20 protein-coding genes, 1 tRNA gene and 1 pseudogene are annotated in these 23,766 nt (G+C 73.6%); 10 read left to right on the plus strand and 12 right to left on the minus strand.

Annotation, left to right across the window (positions count from 1 at the left end; translation table 11 throughout):
• Nucleotides 1-46: 46 nt before the first annotated feature.
• The gene (locus ACFZP7_RS02745; protein ID WP_019324279.1) at nucleotides 47-538 is read right to left on the minus strand and encodes a nuclear transport factor 2 family protein; all 492 of its coding nucleotides are present in this window, start codon (nucleotides 536-538) and stop codon (nucleotides 47-49) included.
• Nucleotides 539-916: 378 nt separating this feature from the next.
• Between ACFZP7_RS02745 and ACFZP7_RS02750 the strand changes: the two genes are divergently transcribed.
• A complete protein-coding gene (locus ACFZP7_RS02750; RefSeq protein WP_019324278.1) occupies nucleotides 917-1,120 on the plus strand; it encodes a hypothetical protein in 204 nt (67 codons plus the stop codon).
• Nucleotides 1,121-1,295: 175 nt separating this feature from the next.
• Here ACFZP7_RS02750 and ACFZP7_RS02755 read toward each other — a convergent pair whose 3' ends face one another.
• Complete coding sequence (locus ACFZP7_RS02755; protein WP_385633764.1) at nucleotides 1,296-2,399, minus strand: Ku protein; 1,104 nt, start codon at nucleotides 2,397-2,399, stop codon at nucleotides 1,296-1,298.
• A 244-nt stretch (nucleotides 2,400-2,643) separates the two neighbouring features.
• Between ACFZP7_RS02755 and ACFZP7_RS02760 the strand changes: the two genes are divergently transcribed.
• The 3 genes from ACFZP7_RS02760 to ACFZP7_RS02770 all read left to right on the plus strand — a co-directional run bounded on the left by ACFZP7_RS02760 (nucleotide 2,644) and on the right by ACFZP7_RS02770 (nucleotide 5,836).
• Nucleotides 2,644-2,859 (plus strand): hypothetical protein, encoded by a 216-nt coding sequence (locus tag ACFZP7_RS02760; protein ID WP_385633765.1) that lies wholly within the window; start codon nucleotides 2,644-2,646, stop codon nucleotides 2,857-2,859.
• Between the two features lie 141 nt (nucleotides 2,860-3,000).
• Entirely contained in the window at nucleotides 3,001-5,073 is a 2,073-nt protein-coding gene (locus ACFZP7_RS02765) for a SpoIIE family protein phosphatase (protein ID WP_385633766.1), read from the plus strand.
• A gap of 91 nt (nucleotides 5,074-5,164) precedes the next feature.
• Complete coding sequence (locus ACFZP7_RS02770) at nucleotides 5,165-5,836, plus strand: CBS domain-containing protein (RefSeq protein ID WP_046250640.1); 672 nt, start codon at nucleotides 5,165-5,167, stop codon at nucleotides 5,834-5,836.
• Nucleotides 5,837-5,976: 140 nt separating this feature from the next.
• On the opposite strand, the gene ACFZP7_RS02775 is transcribed toward ACFZP7_RS02770, so the two are convergent.
• Nucleotides 5,977-6,924, minus strand: coding sequence for a LysR substrate-binding domain-containing protein (locus tag ACFZP7_RS02775; RefSeq protein WP_019324273.1), 948 nt, complete (start codon nucleotides 6,922-6,924; stop codon nucleotides 5,977-5,979).
• An 85-nt stretch (nucleotides 6,925-7,009) separates the two neighbouring features.
• Here ACFZP7_RS02775 and ACFZP7_RS02780 point away from each other — a divergent pair, with 85 nt between their 5' ends.
• Nucleotides 7,010-8,323 carry an aspartate aminotransferase family protein gene (locus ACFZP7_RS02780; RefSeq protein WP_385633767.1) on the plus strand — a complete coding sequence of 438 codons (1,314 nt, stop codon included), beginning with the start codon at nucleotides 7,010-7,012 and terminating at the stop codon, nucleotides 8,321-8,323.
• An 86-nt stretch (nucleotides 8,324-8,409) separates the two neighbouring features.
• Here ACFZP7_RS02780 and ACFZP7_RS02785 read toward each other — a convergent pair.
• The 3 genes and pseudogenes from ACFZP7_RS02785 to ACFZP7_RS02795 form a co-directional block, all read right to left on the minus strand.
• A pseudogene (locus ACFZP7_RS02785) lies at nucleotides 8,410-10,628 on the minus strand (MMPL family transporter).
• A 266-nt stretch (nucleotides 10,629-10,894) separates the two neighbouring features.
• A complete protein-coding gene (locus ACFZP7_RS02790; RefSeq protein WP_385633768.1) occupies nucleotides 10,895-12,010 on the minus strand; it encodes a winged helix DNA-binding domain-containing protein in 1,116 nt (371 codons plus the stop codon).
• Nucleotides 12,011-12,101: 91 nt separating this feature from the next.
• The gene (locus ACFZP7_RS02795) at nucleotides 12,102-12,524 is read right to left on the minus strand and encodes a VOC family protein (protein ID WP_385633769.1); all 423 of its coding nucleotides are present in this window, start codon (nucleotides 12,522-12,524) and stop codon (nucleotides 12,102-12,104) included.
• Between the two features lie 134 nt (nucleotides 12,525-12,658).
• On the opposite strand from ACFZP7_RS02795, the gene ACFZP7_RS02800 reads away from it, so the two are divergent.
• Nucleotides 12,659-13,657 (plus strand): helix-turn-helix transcriptional regulator, encoded by a 999-nt coding sequence (locus ACFZP7_RS02800; RefSeq protein WP_385633770.1) that lies wholly within the window; start codon nucleotides 12,659-12,661, stop codon nucleotides 13,655-13,657.
• Between the two features lie 26 nt (nucleotides 13,658-13,683).
• Here the strand turns inward: ACFZP7_RS02800 and ACFZP7_RS02805 are convergent.
• Together ACFZP7_RS02805 and ACFZP7_RS02810 are read right to left on the minus strand one after the other, a co-directional pair.
• Nucleotides 13,684-13,758: transfer RNA gene (locus ACFZP7_RS02805), tRNA-Leu, on the minus strand.
• 43 nt (nucleotides 13,759-13,801) lie between these two features.
• Nucleotides 13,802-15,010, minus strand: coding sequence for a Cmx/CmrA family chloramphenicol efflux MFS transporter (locus ACFZP7_RS02810; protein WP_385638320.1), 1,209 nt, complete (start codon nucleotides 15,008-15,010; stop codon nucleotides 13,802-13,804).
• A gap of 264 nt (nucleotides 15,011-15,274) precedes the next feature.
• Between ACFZP7_RS02810 and ACFZP7_RS02815 the strand changes: the two genes are divergently transcribed.
• The 3 genes from ACFZP7_RS02815 to ACFZP7_RS02825 all read left to right on the plus strand — a co-directional run bounded on the left by ACFZP7_RS02815 (nucleotide 15,275) and on the right by ACFZP7_RS02825 (nucleotide 17,764).
• The gene (locus ACFZP7_RS02815) at nucleotides 15,275-16,486 is read left to right on the plus strand and encodes an MFS transporter (RefSeq protein ID WP_385633771.1); all 1,212 of its coding nucleotides are present in this window, start codon (nucleotides 15,275-15,277) and stop codon (nucleotides 16,484-16,486) included.
• Between the two features lie 89 nt (nucleotides 16,487-16,575).
• Nucleotides 16,576-17,157: a sugar O-acetyltransferase gene (locus ACFZP7_RS02820; protein WP_385633772.1), complete on the plus strand. Its 582-nt coding sequence runs from the start codon at nucleotides 16,576-16,578 to the stop codon at nucleotides 17,155-17,157.
• A gap of 10 nt (nucleotides 17,158-17,167) precedes the next feature.
• Nucleotides 17,168-17,764, plus strand: coding sequence for a TetR/AcrR family transcriptional regulator (locus tag ACFZP7_RS02825; RefSeq protein WP_385633773.1), 597 nt, complete (start codon nucleotides 17,168-17,170; stop codon nucleotides 17,762-17,764).
• 49 nt (nucleotides 17,765-17,813) lie between these two features.
• Here the strand turns inward: ACFZP7_RS02825 and ACFZP7_RS02830 are convergent, their stop codons facing one another.
• The 4 genes from ACFZP7_RS02830 to ACFZP7_RS02845 form a co-directional block, all read right to left on the minus strand.
• Entirely contained in the window at nucleotides 17,814-19,112 is a 1,299-nt protein-coding gene (locus tag ACFZP7_RS02830) for a YeeE/YedE family protein (protein ID WP_031018447.1), read from the minus strand.
• A gap of 371 nt (nucleotides 19,113-19,483) precedes the next feature.
• On the minus strand, nucleotides 19,484-21,385 hold the full coding sequence (gene htpG / locus ACFZP7_RS02835) for a molecular chaperone HtpG (protein ID WP_385633774.1): 1,902 nt from the start codon (nucleotides 21,383-21,385) through the stop codon (nucleotides 19,484-19,486).
• An 82-nt stretch (nucleotides 21,386-21,467) separates the two neighbouring features.
• Nucleotides 21,468-22,001 carry a DUF4303 domain-containing protein gene (locus tag ACFZP7_RS02840; protein ID WP_031018436.1) on the minus strand — a complete coding sequence of 178 codons (534 nt, stop codon included), beginning with the start codon at nucleotides 21,999-22,001 and terminating at the stop codon, nucleotides 21,468-21,470.
• A gap of 109 nt (nucleotides 22,002-22,110) precedes the next feature.
• Nucleotides 22,111-22,710: a GNAT family N-acetyltransferase gene (locus tag ACFZP7_RS02845; RefSeq protein ID WP_125536829.1), complete on the minus strand. Its 600-nt coding sequence runs from the start codon at nucleotides 22,708-22,710 to the stop codon at nucleotides 22,111-22,113.
• A gap of 168 nt (nucleotides 22,711-22,878) precedes the next feature.
• Between ACFZP7_RS02845 and ACFZP7_RS02850 the strand changes: the two genes are divergently transcribed.
• Entirely contained in the window at nucleotides 22,879-23,751 is an 873-nt protein-coding gene (locus ACFZP7_RS02850; RefSeq protein WP_220670745.1) for an SGNH/GDSL hydrolase family protein, read from the plus strand.
• Nucleotides 23,752-23,766: the final 15 nt, after the last annotated feature.

The following is a 23,766-nucleotide window of genomic DNA, read 5'->3' on the forward strand; positions in this document are numbered from 1 at the left end:
GTCACGACGGCCGTTCGGGAGTAGTCGTTTCCAGGTACACGCTCCGCTAAGCGTCGCTTCCCGTCGGTGAGCACGCCTCGGCGATCGAGAGGCTGTTCTCGTAGAGGTGGTGCCGGGTGATCCTGCCGTCCTCGACGGTGAGGCGCAGCGCGAACGGGCCCTCGAAGCGCTTCCCGGTGGCACGCACCGTTCCGGAGAGGTGGCCCGTCACGACGGCGTCGGCGCCGTCGACCAGGACGGCGTCCACACTGGCCCGCGCGTCCTCGGGCACGGTGTGGGCCATCAGTTCCTCGGACTGCGCGGCGCATTCGGCGGCCGTGGTCCGCGGACGTATCCACGGGACGGTCGGGTTGTCGGCCAGCATCCAGTCGACCTGGTCGGCGAAGAGGCCGACGAGTCGTGCGGTGTCCCCGGCGATCCGGGCGGCGAGGAACGCCTCCACGACCGCTCGGGTCGCGTCGCCGGTCGAACCGGTCCGGCCGCTGCCGGACTCGTGGGCGGGCCGCTGCGTGGACTCGACGGTGGGCTTCGTGGACATGCGTACGCTCCTGATGGTCGATGGGTCCCGGCGGTCGTCCGTCGGGGGGTGCCGATGTCCTCGATCCTGCCGGGTCGCCAGCAGGGCGGTCGATTACCCCAGGGGTAAGGCGGCCCGGGGGTAAGGCAACTTGGGGGGAGGTACGGGGACGGCGCCGGGGCGAGGCCGGGGGCTGCGCGGGCGGTCAGGGCTCCGGCGGCGGGAGGCCGCCCGGTCCGACGGTCCGGTCCCCCGCATGATCCGGTCGACGGTCCGGCAACCGGCCCGGACCGGGCAGCCGTTGCCCCCGGGCGTCGAGGTCGCGGCCGTCCCCACCCGTCTGGAGCAGTCCGGGGGCGGTCGGCGTTTCCGCACGGGCCGCCGCTCGTTGAGGTCGGCATGATCAAGAAGCTCGCCTGTGCCTCCGTCCTGGCCACCGCCCTCCTCGCAGCCGCTCCCGCCGCCGAGGCGGCCCCCGAACCCGGTCCCTCCACCGGCGTCCCGGGCGGACCGCTCCTCGACGGTCTGCTCGGCACCCTGGAAATCGGCCACCCGGCCACCTCGCCCCAGTCGCTGCTGCCCGAGGGCCTCCTCGGCAGGTGACGCGGTGACGCACCGCTCCGCGCGCGACGGTGCGTGATCGCCCCAGCGGACGAGGATCAGCCGGTTCACCTTCGCGGTCCGCCGGCTGGTCCCGGCACCGCCAGTCTGCGTCGGGCCTGGGGCGGGGACGGGGACGGGGACCGGGGCGGGGACGGGTGCAGGGACGGGGCGGGCGCTAGGCGCTCCGGGGTCTGCGGGTCGTCGCCTTCTTCCCGGCCGGCTCCTTCGCCGCGGTCTTCTTCCCGGCCGTGCTCTTCGACGTCTCCTTCTTCGGTGCGGCCTTCTTCGACGTCGCCTTCCCGCCCGTCGCCCTCCCGCCCGTCGGCTTCTCGCCCGTCGCCCTCCCGCCCGTCGGCTTCTCGCCCGTCGCCTTCCCGCCCGCCGGCTTCTTCGCCGCGGCCCCGGCGCCGGGGGTCTTCCCGGCCGGGGCCTTCTTCTTCCGGCCGGGAAGCTCCCGTACTTCGGCGTGGTCACCCTCGGCGTGGTCGTCCTCGCCCCGGGACTCCTTGGCCTTGGACACGGACTGCTGGAGGGCGGCCATCAGGTCGAGCACCTGACCCGGCCGCTCCTCCGGCTCCGGCACCGTCTCGGGCCGGCGGTGCTCGCGCTTGGCCTCGATGAGTTCCGCGACCGCCTCCGTGTAGGTGTCGCGGAACTCGTCGCCCTCCAGGTCGTCGCGGGTCATCGTGTCCATCAGCGCGAGCGCCCCCTCGATCTCCTCCTCGGACACCTCGACCGGGGGCGGTGTGAGGGACGACGGGTCACGGATCTCGTCGGGCCAGCGCATGGCGTGCAGCACGATCGCCTCGCCGCGCACCCGCAGCAGGCCCAGACGTTCCCGGCCGGACCAGGCGTACCTCGCCACGGCCACCTTCGACGAGCGGGCGAGGGCCTGGCGCAGCAGCTTGTACGGTTTCGCCGCCACCTGCCCGTCCGGCTGCAGGTAGTAGCCGTCGCCGATCCTGATGGGGTCCACGGAGGCGAGCGGCACGAACGCCACGATCTCGATGGCCCTCGCCGTCGGCAGCGGCAGTTCCCGCAGGTCCTCGTCCGTGATCGGCACGATCTGGCTGGTGGCCAGCTCGTAGCCCTTGCCGATCTCGTCGGAGCCGACCTCCCGGTCCTCGAGTTCGCAGACCTTCCGGGTCCGGATCCTGCCCTGGTCCGCCAGGTGGTAGCGGTGAAAGCGGATGCTGTGGTCCTCGGTCGCGCCGACCACGTGGATCGGCACCGTGACCAGGCCGAACGAGATGGCGCCACTCCAGATCGACCGGGGCATGGACAGACCTCTCCGCGTGGAGTCCCCGAGCGGCACCAGACTATGAGGGCCGCGCCGCCCGCGCACACGCGCCGCCCCCGCACGGACCAGCCGGGCGCTCCGGCACGGCCCCCGCCCCCGCGCCCGCTCCCCTGTCCCGCGCGCTCCTCTCCCGCGCGCCCGCCCCCGCTCCGCTCCCCCGCGCGTCCTCGCGCGTTTCCCCTCCCGGCATGCGCGCCGCCGTCGCCGGCCGCACGCTGGTGGCATGACGAGCGCGCTGCCTGTGATCGTGTACCCGCCCGACGAGGAGGGCGGACGCCGGGTGCGCGTGGACGGGGAGGTGCTGGGCCGGGCGTACGGCGTGCAGGATGTCGCCCGCTTCCTGCAGGAGGCCGGGCTGCAGGACTGGGACGAGCTGGACGTGGTCCGCTCGGCCCTCGTCGAGTGGCGCGGGGGCGGCCCCGACGTGTGGGACCACTGACGGAGTACCGGGGCCCGTGCCCTCGCATGCCGTCGCGGGAAAGCGGGCGTAGTGTCCTCGTATGGGTGATGTTCGGTGTGGCCGGCGTCGGGCGGCCCCGCCGGATCGGGTGAGACCCGGCCGTCGGCGGGCGGACGGCTGATGGACGGCGCGTGGGACACCGCCATGGCCGACGTGGTGCGGGGCAGCGGTGCGTACGGAGGGCTGTTGTACGTGCTGCCGCCGCGCGACCCTGCCCTGTGGCTCGTCATGACGGCGGGGGTCCCGCAGGAGATCGCCGCGCCCTGGCGGCGGGTCTCGCCGAGCGATCCGATGCCGGTGGCGGACGCCGTGCGCGAGCGGCGTCTGGTCTGGGTGGGCGACCGGGAGGAGATGGCGCGCCGCTACCCCCGGCCGGCGCTGGTCCTGCCGTACGACTTCAGGCTGGCCGCGGCACCGGTTCTCGCGGACGGTGCCGTGCGCGGCGGGCTGGTGCTGCTGTGGTCCGGCGACCGGGCGGACCGGCTGAGCGCGGACGAACGCCACGCCGTCGAGGCGGGCTGCGTCCGCCTGGGCGAGCTGATGCGGACGGCCGCGGACAGCGGCGCCCCGCTGCTGCCCACGGACCGGCCCCGGGCGCTGCGGCCGCCTTCCGGGCGTGCCCCCTCGCCCGCCGAGGCGACCGCGCTCGCTGCCTTCGTCGACCGTCTGCCGGGCGGGTCGTGCGGTCTGGACGCGAACGGACGCATCACCTTCATCACCCCGGCCGCGGCCGGCCTGGTCGGCGCGGACCGGGCGGAGCTGGTGGGCGCGCTGCCGTGGGAGGCGCTGCCGTGGATGGACGTGCCCCAGGTCGAGGACCGCTACCGGGCCGCGCTGGTCAGCCGACTGCCGCAGGCCTTCACCGTCCTGCGCCCGCCCCGGACCTGGCTGGCCTTCGAGCTGTACCCGGACTCCACCGGCATCAGCGTCCGCATCACCCGCGGCGAACCGGACGACGGCGCCGGGGAACAGGCGCTGCCGACCGCCGGGCCCGGCCGGGCCACCGTGCTGTACCACCTGATGCACCTGGCCTCGACCCTGACGGAGGCCGTGGGCGTCCAGGAAGTGGTGGACCAGACCGCCGACCAGCTGCTTCCGGCGCTGGGCGCGCAGGCCATGGTGCTGATGACCGCCGAGGACGGCAGGCTGCGGATCGTGGGACACCGCGGCTACCGCGCCGAGCTCATGGACCGCTTCGACGGCATCCCGCTGAGTTCCGAGGTACCGGGCGCCGACGTCATGGCCACCGGCGTCCCGGGCTTCTTCGCCACCTTCGCCGAGATGGCGGACGCCTATCCGGCCACCGTCCACGAGGACGGGATGGCCGCCTGGGCGGTGCTCCCGCTGATCGCCTCCGGCCGCCCCATCGGCTCCCTGCTGCTCTCCTACGAGCGTCCCCACGCCTTCCCGCCGGGCGAGCGGGCGGCACTCACCTCGCTGGCCGGTCTGGTCGGCCAGGCCCTGGACCGCGCCCGTCTCTACGACGCCAAGCACCACCTCGCCCACCGGCTGCAGTCCGCCCTCCTGCCCCACACCCTCCCCCGCGTGCCCGGTCTGCGGGTCGCCGCGCGCTATCTGCCGGCCGCCCGCGGGCTGGGCGTCGGCGGCGACTTCTACGACCTCATCCGCCTCGACGAGCACACCGCCGGCGCCGCCATCGGCGACGTCCAGGGCCACAACGTGGACGCCGCCGCGCTGATGGGCCAGGTGCGCACCGCCGTCCACGCCCACGCCACCGTGGGCGCCGCCCCCGGTGACGTCCTGGCCCGCACCAACCGGCTGCTCACCGACCTGGACCCCGGCCTTTTCACGAGTTGTGCCTACGTGCACCTGGACCTCGCCACGCGCCGCGCCTGTCTGGCCACCGCCGGGCATCCTCCACCCCTGCTGCGCCACCCCGACGGACGCACCGAACTCCTCCGGGTGCCGCCCGGTCTCCTGCTCGGCATCGAGCCGGACATCCGTTACCCGGCACGGGAGTTCACCCTGCCGCCCGGCAGCGTCCTCGCCCTCTACACCGACGGGCTCGTCGAGGCCCCCGGGGTCGACCTCGACGACGCCACCGCGGCGCTCGCCGGTCTTCTGGAACACGCGGACGCCGCGGACCTCGACGCGACGGCCGACGCCCTGATCCGGCACGCCCCCACGCCCGGTGACGACATCGCCCTGCTGCTCATCAGCCCGGACGCGTGAGGACGGGGCACTCACGGGACCGACCGACCGTTCCACATGTCGAGAAGGACGAAAGCCGGCCGCCTTGGCCGGCAGCGGAGGAGACAGCTCGATGAAGCACCAGAGGGTGAGCGATCTGATGAGCGACGCCGTGGTCCGGGTGCAGCCCGGGACACCGTTCAAGGAGATCGCCCACCTGCTGCAGGAGTACGACATCACCGCCGTGCCGGTCGTCGACGGGGAGGATCGGCCGGTGGGGGTGGTCTCGGAGGCCGACCTCCTGCAGAAGATGTGGGGCGGTGAACCGGACGGCCCTGCCGGTGACGGGGAGGGGCCCCGCCCGGCCGACGCCAAGGCGTCCGCCACCGACGCGGCCGGGCTGATGACCTCGCCCGCCGTCTGCGCGCGCGAGGACTGGAGCGTCGTCGACGCCGCCCGTGTGATGGCCCGGCACGGCATCAAGCGGCTGCTCGTCGTCGACGAGGCGGGCCGGCTGATCGGGGTCGTCAGCCGGGGCGACCTGCTCCGGGTCTTCCTGCGCACGGACCGGGCGATCCGGACCGAGATCATCGAGGAGGCGCTGGTCAACTCGCTGGGGCTGGCTCCGTCGTCGGTGCAGGTGGATGTGACCCACGGTCACGTCGTCCTCAGCGGCCGGCTTCCGCAGGAGGTGTCCGTCTCCGTCCTGGAGGAGCTGTGCCGGCGCGTGGACGGCGTGGTCGCCGTGGAGTTCAGGGCCGCGGGCGAGGCCGGCGCCGAGGGACCGGCGGCCGTCGGCCGCTGACCCGGTCGGCGCCCGCCGGGACAGGCCGAGTTCGGCGCGGCACGTCAGCACGGTCGTCGGCGTGGCCCACCGGCACGGTCATCGGCACGTCGGTGCGGACCGTGGCCGAGGACGCCACGGGTGCCGCCCGTCTCCGCCGGTCACGGGGCGGGCGGGTGCTCCGCCCGTCCCGGGTGCCGGTCGGGGGCGGCCAGGGCCGGGAGCTCCGGGTGGTCGCGCAACGCGGCGATGACCGCGTTCACCGCCGCGCGCCGGGTGCTGCCGCGCCGTACGACGACGGCGACGCGGCGCCGGACCGGCGGACTCAGCTCACGGGTGAGGACGGCGTGGTCCGGGGTGACGGCGAGGGCCGGCAGCAGGGCGATCGAACCGGTCGTCTCCACATGCCGCAGCAGCATCAGATAGTTGCTGAACCGGCAGGCCACGCGGGGTTCGAAGCCCGCCTCGCGGCACAGCCGCAGGGTCAGGTCCGCCATGTACGACTGCGGCCGGTCGCACGCCCAGGTCTCCTCCTTGCACGCCGCCAGACTCACCGCGGTCCGGGAGGCGAGCGGGTGGGCGCGCGGCAGCACCAGCACGACGGAATCGGTGCCGAGGGACACGACCTCCAGGTCCTCGCCCCAGGACAGGCCGCTGTAGTCGGTGGTGGTGACGATGACGTCCGCCTCCCCCGAGCGCAGGGCCGGGCCGCTCTCGTGCGGCTCCATCTCGGCCAGTTCCACGTGCAGGTGCGGGTGGCTGGTCGCCAGGCGGGTGGCCGCCGGTACCGCGAGGGTGTAGATCGCGCTCTGGAACACCCCCAGGCGCACGGTGCCGATGGGTTCGTCGTTGAGGGCGCGCAGCTCGGCCTCGGTCTCGGCCATCCGGTCCAGGATCTCCCGGCCCCGCCGGGCCAGCAGCAGCCCGGCCGGGGTCAGCCGGACGCGCCTGCCCGTCCGCTCCAGCAGGCGGCAGCGGGTCTCGGTCTCGAGCACCGCCAGCTGCTGCGAGACCGTCGACGCGCTCAGATGCAGCGTGTCGGCGACCGCGCGGACCGTACCGAGGGTGTCCAGCAGGCTGAGCAACTGCAGCCGTCCCGAGTTGAGCACGACCCCGATTGTACGGTTGCGTCGAACAGGCAGATCGAAACCGTGCGATGGACACGCGCAGCGCCGCGTCCCTACCGTCGTTCGCATGCCTTCCGAGACCGCATTCCCCGACCCCGGCCGCCACCTCGTCCGCTACTCCGGTCACGGCACGTTCTCACCGGAGCTGATCGTGCGCGCCGCGGGCACCTCGGTGTTCACGGAGAGCGGGCGCGAATTGCTCGACTTCACCTCCGGTCAGATGAGCGCGATCCTCGGGCACTCCCACCCGGCGATCGTCTCCACGGTGCGCGAGCAGGTGGCGCGCCTCGACCACCTCCACAGCGGCATGCTGAGCCCGCCGGTCGTGGAGCTGGCCCGGCGGCTCGCCGGCACCCTGCCCGACCCGCTGGACAAGGCGCTGCTGCTGACCACCGGCGCGGAGGCGAACGAGGCCGCGGTGCGGATGGCGAAGCTCGTCACCGGCCGCCACGAGATCGTCTCCTTCGCCCGGTCCTGGCACGGCATGACGCAGGCCGCCGCGAACGCCACGTACAGCGCGGGCCGCAAGGGCTACGGGCCCGCCGCACCGGGCAACTTCGCGCTGCCGGTCCCCGACCGTCACCGGCCCGCGATCGTCGACGCCGACGGCGCCCTCGACTGGCGCCGCCAGCTCGACCTGGGCTTCGAGATGATCGACGCCCAGTCCGTCGGCTCCCTGGCCGCCTGCCTGGTCGAGCCGATCCTCAGCTCCGGCGGCGTCGTCGAGCTGCCGCCCGGCTACCTCACCGCGCTGGCCGGGAAGTGCCGGGAGCGCGGCATGCTGCTGATCCTCGACGAGGCCCAGACCGGGCTGTGCCGCACCGGTGACTGGTACGCCTTCCAGCACGAGGGGGTCGTCCCCGACATCCTCACGGTCTCCAAGACGCTCGGCGCGGGTCTCCCGCTGGCCGCCGTACTGACCAGCCCGGAGATCGAGGAGCGCGCCCACGAGCGGGGGTTCCTGTTCTTCACGACCCATGTCAGCGACCCGCTGCCGGCCGCCGTCGGCAACACCGTGCTGGACGTCCTGGTCCGCGACCGCCTGGACGAACGCGCGCGGGTGCTCGGCGCCGCGCTGCGCGACGGGCTCGACAAGCTCGCCGCACGCCATGACGTGGTCGGTGACGTGCGCGGCCGTGGCCTGCTCCTGGGCATGGAGCTGGTCGGCGACGACGTCCTCGGCGCGGGCGGCGCGGACCGGCTCGGTGCGGCGGTCACCCGGCGCTGTTTCGAACGCGGACTGCACATGAACATCGTCCAGCTGCCGGGGATGGGCGGCATCTTCCGCATCGCACCCCCGCTGACGGCGAGCGACGAGGAGATCGCCCGGGGCGTCGGCGTCCTGGACGAGGCGCTGGCCGACGCCGCCCGGGACCTCTGAGCGGCGCCGCCTCTCCCCTCCGTACCCGCGAAGGCCCCGCCCGGCCTCGGAAGATCCGAGACCGGGCGGGGCCGCGCGACGTGAGGTCAGACCCCGGCCGTCTCGGGCTCGCGGGTGGGCTGTGCGGGCCCGTCGGTGTCGCCGAGCTCCTTGTGGAGCTTCTCTCCCTCGACGTCGACGTTGGGCAGGACGCGGTCCAGCCACTTGGGCAGCCACCACGCCTTGGTGCCGAGCAGGGCGAGCACGGCGGGCACGATGGCCATCCGGACGACGAAGGCGTCGAAGAGGACGGCGATGGCGAGGCCGAAGCCCATCATCTTGATCATGTCGTCGTTCTCCATGATGAAGCCGGAGAAGACGCTGATCATGATGATCGCGGCGGCCGCGACGACCCGTCCGCCGTGGGTGAAGCCCGTGGTGACGGACTCGGCGGCGGACGATCCGTGGACGTACGCCTCGCGCATGCGGGTCACGAGGAAGACCTCGTAGTCCATCGCCAGTCCGAAGACCACGCCGATCATGAAGATGGGCATCATCGACATGATCGGGCCCGGCTGGTCCACGCCGAAGACGTCGGCGAGCCAGCCCCACTGGAAGACCGCGACCACCGCGCCGAGCGCCGCCGCCACCGAGAGCAGGAAGCCCAGGGCCGCCTTGAGCGGACGAGGACCGAGCGGAACACCAGCATCAGCAGCAGGAACGCCAGGCCGACGACCAGTGCCAGGTACGGGATCAGCGCGTCGTCCAGGGTCTGCGAGAAGTCGATGGTCATCGCGGTCATGCCGGTGACCAGCATGGTCGCGCCCGTGTCGGACTCGATGCCGCCGGACAGCGCGCGGATGTCCTGGACCAGTTCCTCGGTGGCCGCGTCGCTCGGCCCGGTCTTGGGCACCACGGTGAGGACGGCGGTGTCGCCCTGCTCGTTGAAGTTGGCCGGGGTGACGGCGGCCGCCTCGCCCAGGGCGGTGATCTCCTTGCCGACGGACTCGGCGGCGGCCTTGGCGTCGTCCGCGCCCCGCGTGTCGACGGTGACCATCAGCGGCCCGTTGAAGCCCGCGCCGAAGGACTCGGACAGCATGTCGTAGGCCTTGCGCTGGGTGGTGTCGGGCGCCGAGCTGCCCTCGTCCGGCAGGCCGAGTTCCAGGCTGGTGGCCGGCACGGCGACCACGCCGAGGCCGAGGACCGCGGTGAGCAGCACGGTCACCGGGCGGCGCAGCACGAAGCGGGCCCAACGGGTGCCGAGCTTCGGCTTGGCGGAGGCCGCCCGCTGCCCGGCGGCCGCCTTGCGGTCCTTGCGGCTGAGCGCCTTCTTGCCGGCGAAGCCGAGCAGCGCCGGGGTCATGGTGAGCGCGATCAGGACGGCGATGCCGACCGTGGCGGCGGCGGCCAGACCCATCTTGGTGAGGATCGGGATGTTGACCACCGCGAGGCCCGCCAGGGCCACGATCACGGTGAGTCCGGCGAAGACGACGGCGGACCCGGCGGTTCCGACCGCGCGCCCGGCGGCCTCCTCCGGGGTGCGGCCCTCGGCTATCTCCGCGCGGTAGCGCGAGACGATGAACAGGGCGTAGTCGATGGCGACCGCGAGGCCGATCATCATGGCCAGCGTGGAGGTGGTGGCGGAGAGTTCGAGGGTGCTGCCGAGTGCCCCGATGCCGGAGATGCCGATGCCGACACCGATGATCGCCGAGAGCAGGGGCATGCCGGCCGCGACCAGGGAGCCGAAGGTCAGCAGGAGCACGACGGCCGCGACGCCGATGCCGATCAGCTCGGCGGTGCCGCCCATCTCCTGCTCGGCCATGACCGCGTCGCCGCCGGTCTCGACGGTGTAGCCGTCGCCCCGCGCCTCGTCGGTGGCCGCGGTGAGCGCCTCGCGGGCCGGGTCGGTCAGCTCCATGGCGTTGACCTTGTAGGTCACCGAGGCGTACGCGGTCGTGCCGTCCTGGCTGACGGCGTTCGCCTTGAAGGGGTCGTCCACGGAGGCGACCTGGGGGCCGTTCCCGAGGGCGGTGACCAGTTCCTCGACCTTGGCCTTGCCGGCCGGGTCGGAGATCTTCTCACCCTCGGGGGCACGGATCACGACCCGCGCCGTGGCACCTTCGGCACTGGCGGCCGGGAAGCGCTCGTCGAGCAGGTCGAACGCCTTCTGGGACTCGGTGCCGGGCATGGAGAAGGAGTCTTCGGGCGGGGCGGGCGCGGTGGACGCGGCGACGCCGGCGCCCACGAGTATGGCCACCCACAGCAGGGCGACGAGACCGCGGCGCCGGAACGCGCGTCGGCCGAGTCGATAAAGGAACGTTGCCACCTGGGACCAATCCGTCGGATTACGGGCAGGACGAGACCCGGCAGATGGGAAGGCAGGCGTTCTGACCGGGATACCTCTTCATGCTCACCCGGGTTCGGCCGCGTTTGATCCGTCCCTGGGGCTGGACCGGCGTACTGCGTCGGGTGTAGTGGGTACCCCCGCTCCTCCCCCCGGGGAGTAGATCCCGAGGATGGGTGTACGCCGCATTTGTTCCGTCGCGGAACCAGTACGCGGCAGCCGGTCCCCGGCCCGCGGGACGGGCCCCGTCAGGCATCGGGGGAGGCGCCCACCCGTACCCGGTCGCTCCGCCCGTCCGAGAGGAAGGACGCCAGGGCCCGCCCCTCCTCCTCGACGGCCGCGCGGTCGGCCTCGGCCAAGGGGCGCAGCGGGGCGACGGTCACCGTGTCCGCGTCCTCGTTCCACGTCGCGGCCACCCGGCCGTCGACCAGGACCACGCGGGCGCCGGCGACCGACAGCCCGCGGTGCGCGTCGTCGATGACGCGGCCGCGGTCGTGGTAGCCGAGGATCGCGTTGTCGAACGCCGGCAGGAACCGCACGGGCGCGGGGGTGCCGGGGTCGGGCCGGGGGGCGTCGGGCAGGTCGAGCAGTTCCCGGCCCCGCTCGTCGCGGAAGACGACCAGTTCCTCGCGGACCGCGGCCACGGCGGCGGGCAGTCCGGCCAGTCCGCACCAGGCTCGCAGGTCCGCCGAGGCGGCGGGGCCGAACGCCGTGAGGTAGCGCCGCACCAGCGCCCGGCCGACCGGATCGGTGCCGGGCGGCGACGGCGGATCGACGTCGCGGCCCAGCCAGTCGGAGAGGGGCAGGTAGCGCGCCCCCGCCCTGGTGCGCCACAGCCCGCGCGGCGGCAGTTGCGCCATCGGGATCAGGGCGGCGGCCAGCATCTCCCCCAGGGCTCGCGGCCCCGGGGCCGGCCAGCGCCCGGCGACCGCTCGCGCCAGCTCCCCCATCGAGCGCGGCTCGCCGTCGGACATCACCTCCCGCCCCGCCGCGGCGAGTTCGGCGAGGTCCACTCCGGTCAGTTCCCGGCGGTAGGTGCCGAGGACCTTCTGGCGCAGCATGGCGTCGTGCCGGGACCGCCAGGCCAGGACGTCGTCGGCGGTGACGAGGTGGACGGTCCGGCGCATCAGGTGGGTGCGCACCAGACGCCGGTCCGTCAGCCGGTCCGAGAGGGACGGCGGCCGGAACGCCCGCAGGCGCGCCCACAGGCCGACGAACGGCTCCTGGGGCTCCTGTGCCTGCATGCCTCCGAGGTGGGCGACGGCGTCCGGGACCGGGAGGTCGGCCCGGTCGAGCAGCAACTGCCGGGCCAGGGTGGCGCGGTTGAGCGCCCGGATGCCGAGAACAGGGGTGTGGCCGCTCACTGGTGCGTCCCGTCTTCCTTCGTTCAGGGGGTCGGTCTGCGGAGGGGCGTGGTCCGGTGGCGGGCGCCCGCCACCGGGCCACGCCGCCGGGTCAGCCGTGGTACTCGCTCGCGACGTCCAGGACCCAGGTGACGCCGAAACGGTCGCTCAGCATGCCGTAGAGCGGGGCCCACGGCGAGGGGGCGAGCGGCCGGTGGACGGTCGCGCCTGCGGACAGCTTCTCCCAGTACCCGGTGATCTCCTCGGCGCCGTCGCCGCGGACCGAGACGAAGAAGGCGTTCTCGCCCGGCTCCCACGGCAGGTTCGACGGCACGTCGTAGGCCATGAGGCACAGCCCGCTCTCGGCGCTGACCTGACCCCATGACACCTGGTCCGCCTGGGACGGGTCCTCGACGTTTCCGGTGTCCCGGTACGTCACCACGCTCATGTCCCCGCCGAACACGGACCGGTAGAAGGTGAGCGCCGCGCGGGCGTCGCCGCGGAAGTTCAGGTGGGTCACGGCTTTCACGGACACAAGGGCTCCTTGCCTGGGACATGGCCGGACGGCGCACGGGCCGTCCGGCCGCGGGGCCGTCTCGGCTCCGCGGTCCCCACGGTGGCAGGGGTAGCGGTCAGCCTGTGACCGCTGTGCGCGGCAGCATGGAGGTCATGCCGAAGACCTCAGCACGACTGCTGTCGCTGCTCTCGCTCCTCCAGGCGCGCCGGGACTGGCCGGGGCCGCTGCTGGCCGAACGGCTGGGCATCAGCCCGCGCACCCTGCGCCGGGACGTCGACCGGCTCCGTGAACTCGGCTACCCCGTCGTGGCCGTCAAGGGTCCCGACGGCGGCTACCGTCTCGACGCCGGCACCCGGATGCCGCCCCTGCTGTTCGACGACGAGCAGGCGGTCGCGCTGGCCGTCGCGCTCCGCGCCGCCGGGGCGACCGGCGCCGGGATCGAGGACGCGGCGGCGCGCGCGCTGGCCACCGTCCGGCAGGTGATGCCCGCCCGGCTGCGCCACCGTATCGACGCACTCGACGTCACCGCGGTCGGACCGTCGGCCGCCGGGACGCGGGACGAGGCGGACGGCGACGTCCTCATGGCGCTCGGGGCGGCCGTGCGGGCCCACGAGGAACTGCGCTTCGACCACGTCCCGTCGGGTCCGCGGGGCACCGGCGGGGGCTCCGTGCCGGCCACGCGGCGGGTGCAGCCTCACCATCTCGTCACCCGGGGCGGGCGCTGGTACCTGGTCGCGTGGGACCTCGACCGCGACGACTGGCGGGTCTTCCGCGCCGACCGCGTCACGCCCCGCCTGCCCACCGGTCCCCGGTTCACCCCGCGGGAGGTGCCCGGCAAGGATGTCGCCGCCTTCGTGACCGGCAGGTTCCGAGGCTCGGGGCACTCCGCCGAGTGGCCGTGCCGAGGTGAGGTCGTGCTCCGCCGGCCCGCCGCCTCCGTGGCGCCCCACGTCCCCGAGGCGACCGTCGAGGAACTGGGGCCGGACCGGTGCCGGCTCACCCTCGGCTCCTGGTCCTGGCCGGCCCTGGCCTCGGCCGTGGGCGCCTTCGACTGCGATGTGGAGGTCGTCGGCCCGCCCGCGCTCCGGGAGGCGTTCGCCCACCTCGCCCGGCGGTTCGCGGACGCGGCGCGCAGCGCCGGGAACGCGTGACGGCGCGACGGGGAAAACGAGAAAGGGGCGGGGCGGCCGGATTCGAACCGGCGTCCTCCGAGATGCTGTCGCGGCGCACTACCTCTGTGCTACGACCCCGCCTTGCCGATGATCATACGTGTCGGCCGCGAGTCGCGGCAGGGGTCACACCCGCCGAACGGACTCCACGTCCGCGGGCTCGGCGGCCATGGCTCCCATGACGATCCGTGACCGGCTGTGCAGGCGCAGCGAGACGGCGACGAAGGCGATCGCGGCCAGGGTCATCGCCGCTCCCGCCCAGGCGGTGGCGGCATAGCCGAAGCCCGCGTCGATCACCGTGCCGCCGAGCCAGGGGCCGCCGGTGTTGCCCAGGTTGAACGCGGCGGTGGTCGTGGCGCCGGCGAGGGTGGGCGCGGCGCCGGCGACGTTGAACATCCGGGCGTTGAGCGCCGGCGCCGTGTAGAAGGCGGAGATGCCGAGCAGCAGGGACAGGGCGATCACGACGGCGGGGCTCGACGCGAACAGCGCCAGCGCGGCCAGGAAGACGGTGGACGCCGCGATGCCGGAGAGCAGCACGCCGAAGAGGTGGGCGTCGGCGACCCGGCCGCCGACCGTCGTGCCGATCAGCGCGCCGAGGCCGAACAGGGCCAGCACGGTCGGCACCCAGCCGTCGGTCAGGCCGGCCACGTCGGTGAGCAGCGGCGCGAGGTAGGAGAAGGCGCAGAACACACCGCCGGCCGCGAGCGCGGTCAGGGCGACGGACAGCCAGACCTGGCGGTCGCGGTAGATGGCCAGTTCGCCCTTCAGCCGGGGGCGCTGCTCGGGCAGCGGGATGCGCGGGATCAGGGTCACCACACCGACGAGCGCGACGGCGGACGCCGCACCCACCGCCCAGAAGGCGGACCGCCAGCCCAGGTGCTCACCGAGGAACGCACCCGCGGGGACACCGAGGACGTTGGCGATCGACAGACCGCCGATCATCACGGCCATCGCGCGGGCCCGCGCGGTCTGCGGCACCATCGCGATGGCGACGGCGGCGCCCACCGCCCAGAAACCGGCGCACGCCAGGGCGCTCACCACCCGGGAGACGAACAGGACTTCGTACGTCGTCGCCAGCGCGCCCGCGACCTGGCCGAGGCCGAACACCGAGATCAGCGCGACCAGCGTGGTCTTGCGCGGCAGGCGCAGCGTCGCGACGGCGAGCAGGGGCGCACCGACGACCATGCCGATGGCGAACGCCGATATCAGCAACCCGGCCCGGGGGATGGAGACGTCCATGTCGTCGGCGATGGGCGGCAGCAGACCGGAGAGCATGAACTCGCTGGTACCGAGCGCGAAAACGGACAGGCCGAGGATGTAGACGGCGAGCGGCATGCGGGGGGCCGTGGGCCGTGGGGAAGAAGCGGGCATGACAGGTGTCAACCGGGTTCAGCATCCCGCCATTCCCGCCCCCGGCCGCCGTCTCGGGATGCGGCGCCCCGCTCCCGGCCGACCGTGAACGCGACCCCGCACGCGAAGGCACCGACATCCGGCCCGGCACCGCACCGGCACCAGCACCAGCACCAGCACCAGCACCAGCACCAGCACCAGCGACGAGAGAGTGTACGTTCGTACGCTCGGCGGGGTAGGCTCCGCCGCATGACTGTCGACGTACTGCGCCGGCCGGCCCTGGCCGAACGGCGGGCCCGGGTGGCCGTTGCCGTGCTCTTCTTCACCAACGGCGCCCTGTTCGCCAACCTGCTGCCGAGGTATCCGCAGATCAAGGCGGACCTCGGAATCGGCAACGCCGCCTACGGGCTGGCCGTCGCGGCGTTCCCGGCGGGCGCCATCGCGGCGGGGCTCGCGGCCGGGGCGCTGGTGCGGCGGTTCGGCTCGGCGCGGGTGGCGGTCGGCGGCACCCTGGTGACCGGCGCGGGCATCCTGGCCGCCGGCCTCGGCGGTTCGGTGGCACTGTTCGCGGGCGCGCTGCTCCTGGCCGGGGCGGCGGACGCGGTCACCGACGTGGCGCAGAACGCGCACGGCCTGCGGGTGCAGCGCCGTTACGGACGCTCCATCATCAACTCCTTCCACGCCATCTGGTCCATCGGCGCCGTGACCGGCGGCGCGATGGCGGCCGCCGCGATCGCGCTCGACGTGCCCCGGGGACCGCATCTGCTGTTCTCCTCCCTGCTGTTCGTGGCCGCGGCGTGCGTAGCCCTGCGGTTCTGCCTGCCCGGCCCCGACGGCGAACCGGCCGAGGAGGACGCGGCACCGGACCACCACGACCGTGAGCCCGCGCGGGGCACGCCGCCGGGTGCGCGCACGGGTTACGTGCTCGCCGCCCTGGTGCTCATCGCCACCGCCGGCACGCTCGTCGAGGACGCGGGCAACTCCTGGGCCACGCTCTACCTCTCCGACTCGCTGCACGCCTCCGCGGCGCTGGCGGCGTCCGGCTATGTCGCCCTGGTCGGGGCCCAGTTCGTGGGCCGCATCCTCGGCGACCGGCTCGTGGACCGGTTCGGCCAGCGCGCGGTGGCCCGCTCCGGCGCCCTGATCGCCGCCGTCGGCATGGGCCTGGCGCTCGCGGTCCCGACGGTGCCGGGGACGGTGCTCGGCTTCGCCGCGGCCGGGTTCGGGGTGGCGACGCTGGTTCCGGCGGCGATGCACGAGGCGGACGAACTGCCCGGCCTGAAGCCGGGGTCGGGTCTCACCATCGTCTCCTGGCTCATGCGACTGGGCTTCCTGCTCTCCCCTCCGGTGGTGGGCCTGGTCGCCGACGCGACGAGCCTGCGGGCGGGGCTGCTGGTGGTACCGCTCGCCGGGGTGATCGTGCTGCTGCTCGCCGGCGTGCTGCGACCGCGCCGGCCCTGAGGCGGCCGCGGCTCCCCCGCTCCGGAGCCGCGCCACGGCCCACGGAGTCGCAGTGTACGTTCGTACGCTCCAGAGGTAGGATCGCACGCATGCCGACGGACCACTTCGCGGGCGACCCGCGCACCCAGCTCGAACGCATGCGGGCGGGCGACCTCTACATCGCCGACGACCCGGAGATCGCCCGCATGCAGCAGCGGGCCGTGCGCCTGGCCGCCCGCTACCAGGCCGCGTACGCGCAGGACCCCGATGCCGCGCGGCCCGTCCTCGAAGAACTGCTCGGCTCCCTGGGCGCCAAGGCGCACGTACGGCCACCGCTGTACGTCGACTACGGCAGCAACATCACGATCGGCGCCCGCACCTTCGTCAACTACAACCTGACGGCGCTGGACGTCGCGGCCGTCACCATCGGCGAGGACTGCCAGATCGGGCCCAACGTGCAGCTCCTCACCCCCACCCACCCCCTGGAGCCCGGCCCGCGGCGCGACAAGCTGGAGGCCGCCCGGCCCATCACCGTCGGGGACAACGTCTGGCTGGGCGGCGGGGCCATCGTGCTGCCCGGCGTGACCATCGGCGACAACTCCGTGATCGGTGCCGGCGCGGTGGTCACCAAGGACGTCCCGGCGAACGTCGTCGCCGTGGGCAACCCCGCCCGGCCGGTGCGGAAGGTGTAGGTCTGGTCCCATGGCAACCGGACACACGGACCCGCACCGGCGCGAACGCATCCTCGACGCCACGCTCGACCTGATCGCCGAGGAGGGCATCGCCCGCGTCTCCCACCGGAGGATCGCCGCGCGCGCCGGCGTCCCCCTCGGTTCGATGACCTACCACTTCAGCGGCATGGAGGAGCTGCTGCGGGAGGCATTCGGCCGTTTCACCGACCACATCGTGGCGGTGTTCGACGCCCGCCTGGGCGCCGCGGCCGACCGCGACCAGGCCCGGACGGCCGTCGCCGACCTGGTGCACTCCCTGTCCGAGGAGAGCCAGCGGGATCTGGTGCTCACGCAGGAGCTGTACACGCTCGCCGCGCGCCGGCCGGCCTACCGGGAGCTCACCCACGAGTGGATGCGCCGCAGCCGCGTCCACCTGGAGAAGCACTTCGACCCGACAACGGCCCGGCAGCTCGACGCCCTCATCGAGGGCCTGACGCTGCACCGCGCGCTCGCGCGCGAGCCCCACGACCGGGCTCTCACCGTGGAGGCCATCGCCCGCGTCACCACCACGGACCGGGGCGCCACCACGGACCGGAACACCCCGGGTCCGGACGCGGGCACCCCCTAGCCGCCCGTGCGGCGCGGGCCTGACCCCCGTGCCGCACGGGCATCCCCGCTCAGCAGACGCCGTCGCCCGGCTTCGGGTTGCCCAGGCCGAACAGCGGGCGCAGCTTGAGGCCGACCCAGGTGCCGGCCAGCGCGAAGGCCCCCCACAGCCAGCCGCTGAGGCTGCCGGAGGCGATACCGGCGAGATAGGCGCCGATGTTGCAGCCGCCGGCCAGCCGGGCGCCGATCCCCATCAGGACACCGCCGAGCACCGCCGCGAGGGCCGTGCGCCGGGCGATGCCCCGGTGCAGGGCCCAGGTGCCGCCGAGCGCCGCGGCGACCGCCGCGCCGATCATGATGCCGAGGTCGGTGAGGCTGGTCTTGTCGGCGAGGACGGGTCCGGCCAGCATCTCGGCGTTCCCGGGCCGCTGCCACCACGTCCAGTTCTCGGGGTGGCCGCCGAGGGCGCCCACCAGCTCGGAGCCCCAGAGGCTGAAGGCGCTGGTGACGCCCCAGGCGCCGCCGGACACCAGCAGGACGCCCGCACCGAGCAGGGCGAGCACCAGGGCCCCGGCGGCCAGCGGCCACGAACCCCGCAGCGCCCGGAGTGCCGCACCGCGGGCCGAGGGCACCGCCCCGAGCGGCGGCGGGTTGCGGCGGGCCTGCACGCGCCGCGAGACCAGGACCACCAGCACCAGGGCGAGGATGGTCACCGCCCACGAGCCGAACCAGCCGATGTGGTCGGACAGGACGACCGGCTCCCAGGCCGGCAGGTCCTTCCACAGGTCGAACTGCCAGGCCGCGAGCGTGGCGCCGGCGATGAAGCCGCCGAGGGTCAGCACGATCGACGTCTGTCCGGAGCCGACGGCGAAGAGGGTGCCCGAGGCGCAGGCGCCGCCGAGCTGCATGCCGATCGCGAAGAGCGCCGAGCCGGCGAACAGACCGACGCCGATGGTCCCGGCGGAGGGGGCGGGCTGCGCGCCGAACACCCCGGTCTCCGTGCCGATGAGCAGCGCGAACAAGGTGGCGGTGGTCCCGAGCAGCAGCGCGTGGGCCCGCAGGCCGGTGCCGTTGCCGACGGCGACCAGCTGCCGCCACGCGGAGGTGAAGCCGAACCGGGAGTGGAAGAGGGCCACTCCCAGGCCGAGCCCGAGGAGCAGGAGCACGCCCGGCCTGGCGCCGTGCGCGGACCACACGTACGCGGTCAGGGCGACGGCGAGCAGGGCGGACACCGCGAGCGGTGTCCGCCGCACCGGGGGCAGAGGCGGGGCCTCGGGGCGCGGCGAGGAGGTGGGCGAGGGGGCGAACAGGGCCGCGGGCGCGCGCGGCGGCGCGGCCGGGGCGGACCCGGCCGGGGGTGCGGTGGTCACGGAAGCTCTCCGGTGTGGTGCGCGGACGGCGGTCGGCTGGGCGGACCGGCGGCGCGGTGTGACGCGGCCGGTGCGGGACTCAGCGGCGACAGAGGCCGTCGTCGACGCACCATGCCGAGTTCGCGAAGAGCGCGAGGCACAGCAGCGGGGCCGTTGCAGACATGCGTGCGAATATACGGAGTGACGTGATCCGCATGCCAGGTCGTCTCGCGATGCGGATGGCGGAACGGACGGCGCGCGCCGTGCGGCTTCCCGCGGCGGCGCGCGCCTGGCCCATGGCCCATGACCCGTGGCCCGTGGCCGGGTCCGGCCTGGCCTAGCCTGGCCTGGTCCGGCCCTCCCTGCCGGACGGGCCCCTGCGTCCGTAACGGCTAGAGGGTGCGCTCCAGCCGGTCCGCCACCAGCTTCACGAAGCGGGCGGGCTCCTTGGGCCGGCCGCCCTCGGCGAGCACCGCCAGAGCGTGGAGCAGGTCGGCGGTCTCGGTCAGCTCCGTCCGGTCCTGCTGCTCGGTGTAGGCCCGGTTCAGCGACTTGACCAGCTGGTGCTCGGGGTTGAGCTCGAGGATGCGCTTGGCGTGCGGGACCTCCTGGCCCATCGCCCGGTACATGTTCTCCAGCGCGGGCGTCAGCTCGTTGGCGTCGGAGACGACACAGGCCGGGGAGACCGTGAGGCGGGAGGAGAGGCGCACCTCCTTGACGTCCTCGGACAGGTGCTCCGACATCCAGCCGAGCAGGCCCGCGTACTCCTCGCCCTGCTGCTCCTTCTCCGTGTCGCTCTTCTCCTCCCGGTCGCCCTCGAGGTCGATCTCGCCCTTGGCCACCGAGCGCAGCGCCTTGCCCTCGTACTCGCCCACCGCGTCGACCCAGACCTCGTCGACGGCGTCGGTGAGCAGCAGGACCTCGACGCCCTTGGCCCGGAAGGCCTCCATGTGCGGGGAGTCCTCGATGGCGCGACGGGACTCGCCCGTCATGTACCAGATGTCCTTCTGGCCGTCCTTCATCCGCTCCACGTACGCCTGGAGCGTGGTCGGCTCCTCGGCGTCGTCGGTGGTCGCGAAGGAGGAGGCGGCGAGGATCGCGTCCCGGTTCTCGGAGTCGGTGACCAGCCCTTCCTTGAGGACCGGCCCGAACTCCCGCCAGAACGTGGCGTACCGCTCCGGTGCGGACGTCCTCAGGTCCTTGACCGTGGCCAGGACCTTCTTCGTCAGCCGGCGCTGGATCATCCGGATGTGGCGGTCCTGCTGGAGGATCTCGCGGGAGACGTTGAGCGACAGGTCCTGGGCGTCGACCACGCCCTTGACGAAGCGCAGGTACGGCGGGAGCAGTTCCTCGCAGTCGTCCATGATGAAGACGCGCTTGACGTAGAGCTGGACACCCCGCTGGTACCCCTGGGTGAACAGGTCGTGCGGCGCGTGCGCGGGCACGAAGAGCAGGGCCTGGTACTCGAAGGTGCCCTCCGCCTGGAGCCGGATGGTCTCCAGGGGCTCGCGCCAGTCGTGCGCGATGTGCTTGTACAGCTCGTGGTACTCGTCGTCGGACACCTCGTCGCGCGGACGCGCCCACAGGGCCTTCATCGAGTTGAGCGTCTCGGCCTCGCCCGACTCGGCGCCGTCCTCGCCCCGTTCCGGCAGCAGCCGGACCGGCCAGGTGATGAAGTCCGAGTACCGCTTGACGATCTCCCGGATCTTCCAGGTGGAGGTGTAGTCGTGGAGCTGGTTCTCGGAGTCGGCGGGCTTGAGGTGGAGCGTGACGGAGGTGCCCTGCGGCGCCTCGTCGACCGTCTCCAGGGTGTACGTGCCCTCGCCCCGGGACGTCCAGCGGGTGCCCTGCGTCTCGCCCGCGCGCCGGGTGACCAGGGTGACCTCGTCGGCCACCATGAAGCCGGAGTAGAAGCCGACGCCGAACTGGCCGATGAGGCCGTCGGCACCGGCCGCGTCCTCGGCCTCGCGCAGTTCCTGGAGGAACTTGGCCGTGCCCGAGTTGGCGATGGTGCCGATGAGCCGGGTGACCTCGTCGTAGGACATCCCGATGCCGTTGTCCCGCACGGTGAGCGTACGGGCCTCCTTGTCGACCTCCAGCTCGATGTGCAGGTCGGACACGTCGACATCCGGCAGGTCGTCCCGCAGGGCGGCGAGGCGCAGCTTGTCCAGCGCGTCGGAGGCGTTGGAGACTAGCTCGCGCAGGAACACGTCCTTGTTCGAGTAGACGGAGTGAATCATCAGCTGCAGCAGCTGGCGCGCCTCTACCTGGAACTCAAACGTTTCGGTCGGCATGGCTGGTGAGTACCTCACAGGTCCACAGTCGTCTGCACTGGCGGAACAACTCTAGAACAGCGCGGACGGGCGTCGGCGCCGGTCAGGCGGCGTCCGCCGCCTCCGCGAGCCATTCCGTCAGCGCCTCGGGCGGGTTCAGCCGCAGCGCCCGCTCCTCGTCGCCGCCCTCGGAGGGCACCTCGACGTTGACGACGACGGCGTGCCGCGCGGCGCCCGTGCCGAAGACCCCCTCCGCGTCGAGCCGGGCCATGGCCGTCTCCATGGCCCGCAGTCGCAGGTCGAACTCCGCGTCCGCCTCGTCGTCGGGCATCTCGAACAGCTCGCCCCGGGCCGCGAAGAGCGGGCGCACCGGTTCGAGGTGCCGTTCCCCGTAGCAGCAGAACGGGGAGTCGGCGTAGGACCACTTGATGTCCGTCGGCGCGCAGCCCTGCCGGGCGGCCTCCTGGGCGAGCGCCTGTTCGGACCAGGCGGAGAGCGCGGGCCCGTACGCCTCGCCGGGGGTGACCAGCACGCAGTAGTAGAAGCGGTGCCCGGGGTGCTCCCGGAACAGGTCCAGGAAGGCGGCGCGGGCCGCGCGGTGGACGGCGTCGGTCAGCTCGGACTCGGTCGGGATCACGGTGTCGGCTCCGGGCGTCGGGCGGTGGGCGAGGTCCGGCGAGCATAACCGGGGGGACCGACAGGGGACCCCGGTCCGGGACTCGCCCACCCGGCGCTCGGCCGCTCCGTCAGCGGCCGGGCTCCCGGCGCATGCACCAGGTGGTCGGGCCGCCGTCCGGCAGGGCCACCTCGGCCGTCACCTCGAAGCCCAGGCGGGCGTAGAACCGTACGTTTCCGGCGTGCGAGGTCTCCAGGAAGACGGGGAAGCCCGCCTGCTCGGCCGCCTCCAGGCCGGGCCGGAGCACGGCCGTGCCGAGACCCGTCCCCTGCGCCTCGGGGTCCACCCCGACCGTGGCGAGGAACCACACCGGATCGGCCGGGCGGTACGGCGCCAGCGCGTGCTCGGCGGCTTCGAGGGCCGCCGCCCGGTCACCCGCGAGCCCGGCGACCAGCGGCCCCACCTCGGCGAAGGCGGGCCCCGGGTCCCGCTCCGGGGTCGTCCAGGCGGCGACGGCGCGGCGGTCGTCGGTGACCCAGGCACGTCCGTACTCCATGGCGACCCGGGTCAGGAACAACTCCTGGAAGCGGCGCACCCGCTCCGGGTGGTCGTCGGCAGCGACCACGTGGCGGGTGAAGGGGTAGTCGGCGAAGGCACGGGCCAGCGTCCGTACGGCGGCGGGCACGTCGTCGGGTGTCGCGGGGCGCACCTGGGGGGCGGAGTCGGGCATGGACCCATCTTGATCACAGAGCACGCCCCCGGGGCAAAGTCTTTTGCCGATCCGCAAGAAGTTCTGTCAACAACGTTGACTGTCCGTCAGGGCGCCCGCACATTACTTAAAAGTAAAACCGCCCGGTAACCCCACCACCCCATCCCTCCCCACGGGAAGCGAGAGCACATGCCGAAGCATGTCCTTCGACGTGTCATGACCGCGACAGCAGCCGCGGTGGGCACCCTGGCCCTCGGTCTGACCGACGCCACCGCGCACGCCACCCCGTCCCTGGACTACGTGGCCCTCGGCGACAGCTACAGCGCCGGCTCCGGGGTGCTGCCGGTCGATCCCAGCAACCTGCTCTGCCTGCGCTCCACGGCCAACTACCCGCACGTCATCGCCGCCCGGACGGGCGCCGACCTCGACGACGTCACCTGCGGCGCCGCCCAGACCGCGCACTTCACCCAGGCCCAGTACCCGGGCGTCCCACCCCAGGTGGACGCACTGAGCGCCGACACCGACCTGGTCACCCTGACCATCGGCGGCAACGACAACGGCACGTTCATCAACGCCATCACGGCCTGCGGAACCGCCGGAGTCCTCAGCGGCGGCAAGGGGAGCCCCTGCAAGGACAAGCACGGCACGTCCTTCGACGACGAGATCGAGGCCGACACCTACCCCGCCCTCAAGGCCGCGCTGCGCAACGTGCGCGCCGCGGCGCCGGGCGCCCGGGTGGCCGCCCTGGGCTACCCGTGGATCATGCCGGCCGCCGCCGACCCGTCCTGCTTCCTGAAGCTGCCGGTCGCCGCCGGTGACGTGCCCTACCTGCGGGGCATCCAGGCCCACCTCAACGAGGTCGTCGAACGGGCGGCGAAGGAGACGGGCGTGACCTTCGTGGACTTCTCCGGGGTGTCCGAGGGGCACGACGCGTGCAAGCCCGCCGGCACCCGGTGGATCGAGCCGCTGCTGTTCGGCAACAGCCTCGTCCCCGTCCACCCCAACGCCCTCGGGGAGCGGCGCATGGCCGAGCACACCATGGAGGTCCTCGGCCTGAGCTGACACCGGGTCACCGCA

It is taken from the genome of Streptomyces sp. SudanB5_2050, assembly GCF_964272335.1.
Classification (GTDB): domain Bacteria; phylum Actinomycetota; class Actinomycetes; order Streptomycetales; family Streptomycetaceae; genus Streptomyces; species Streptomyces rochei.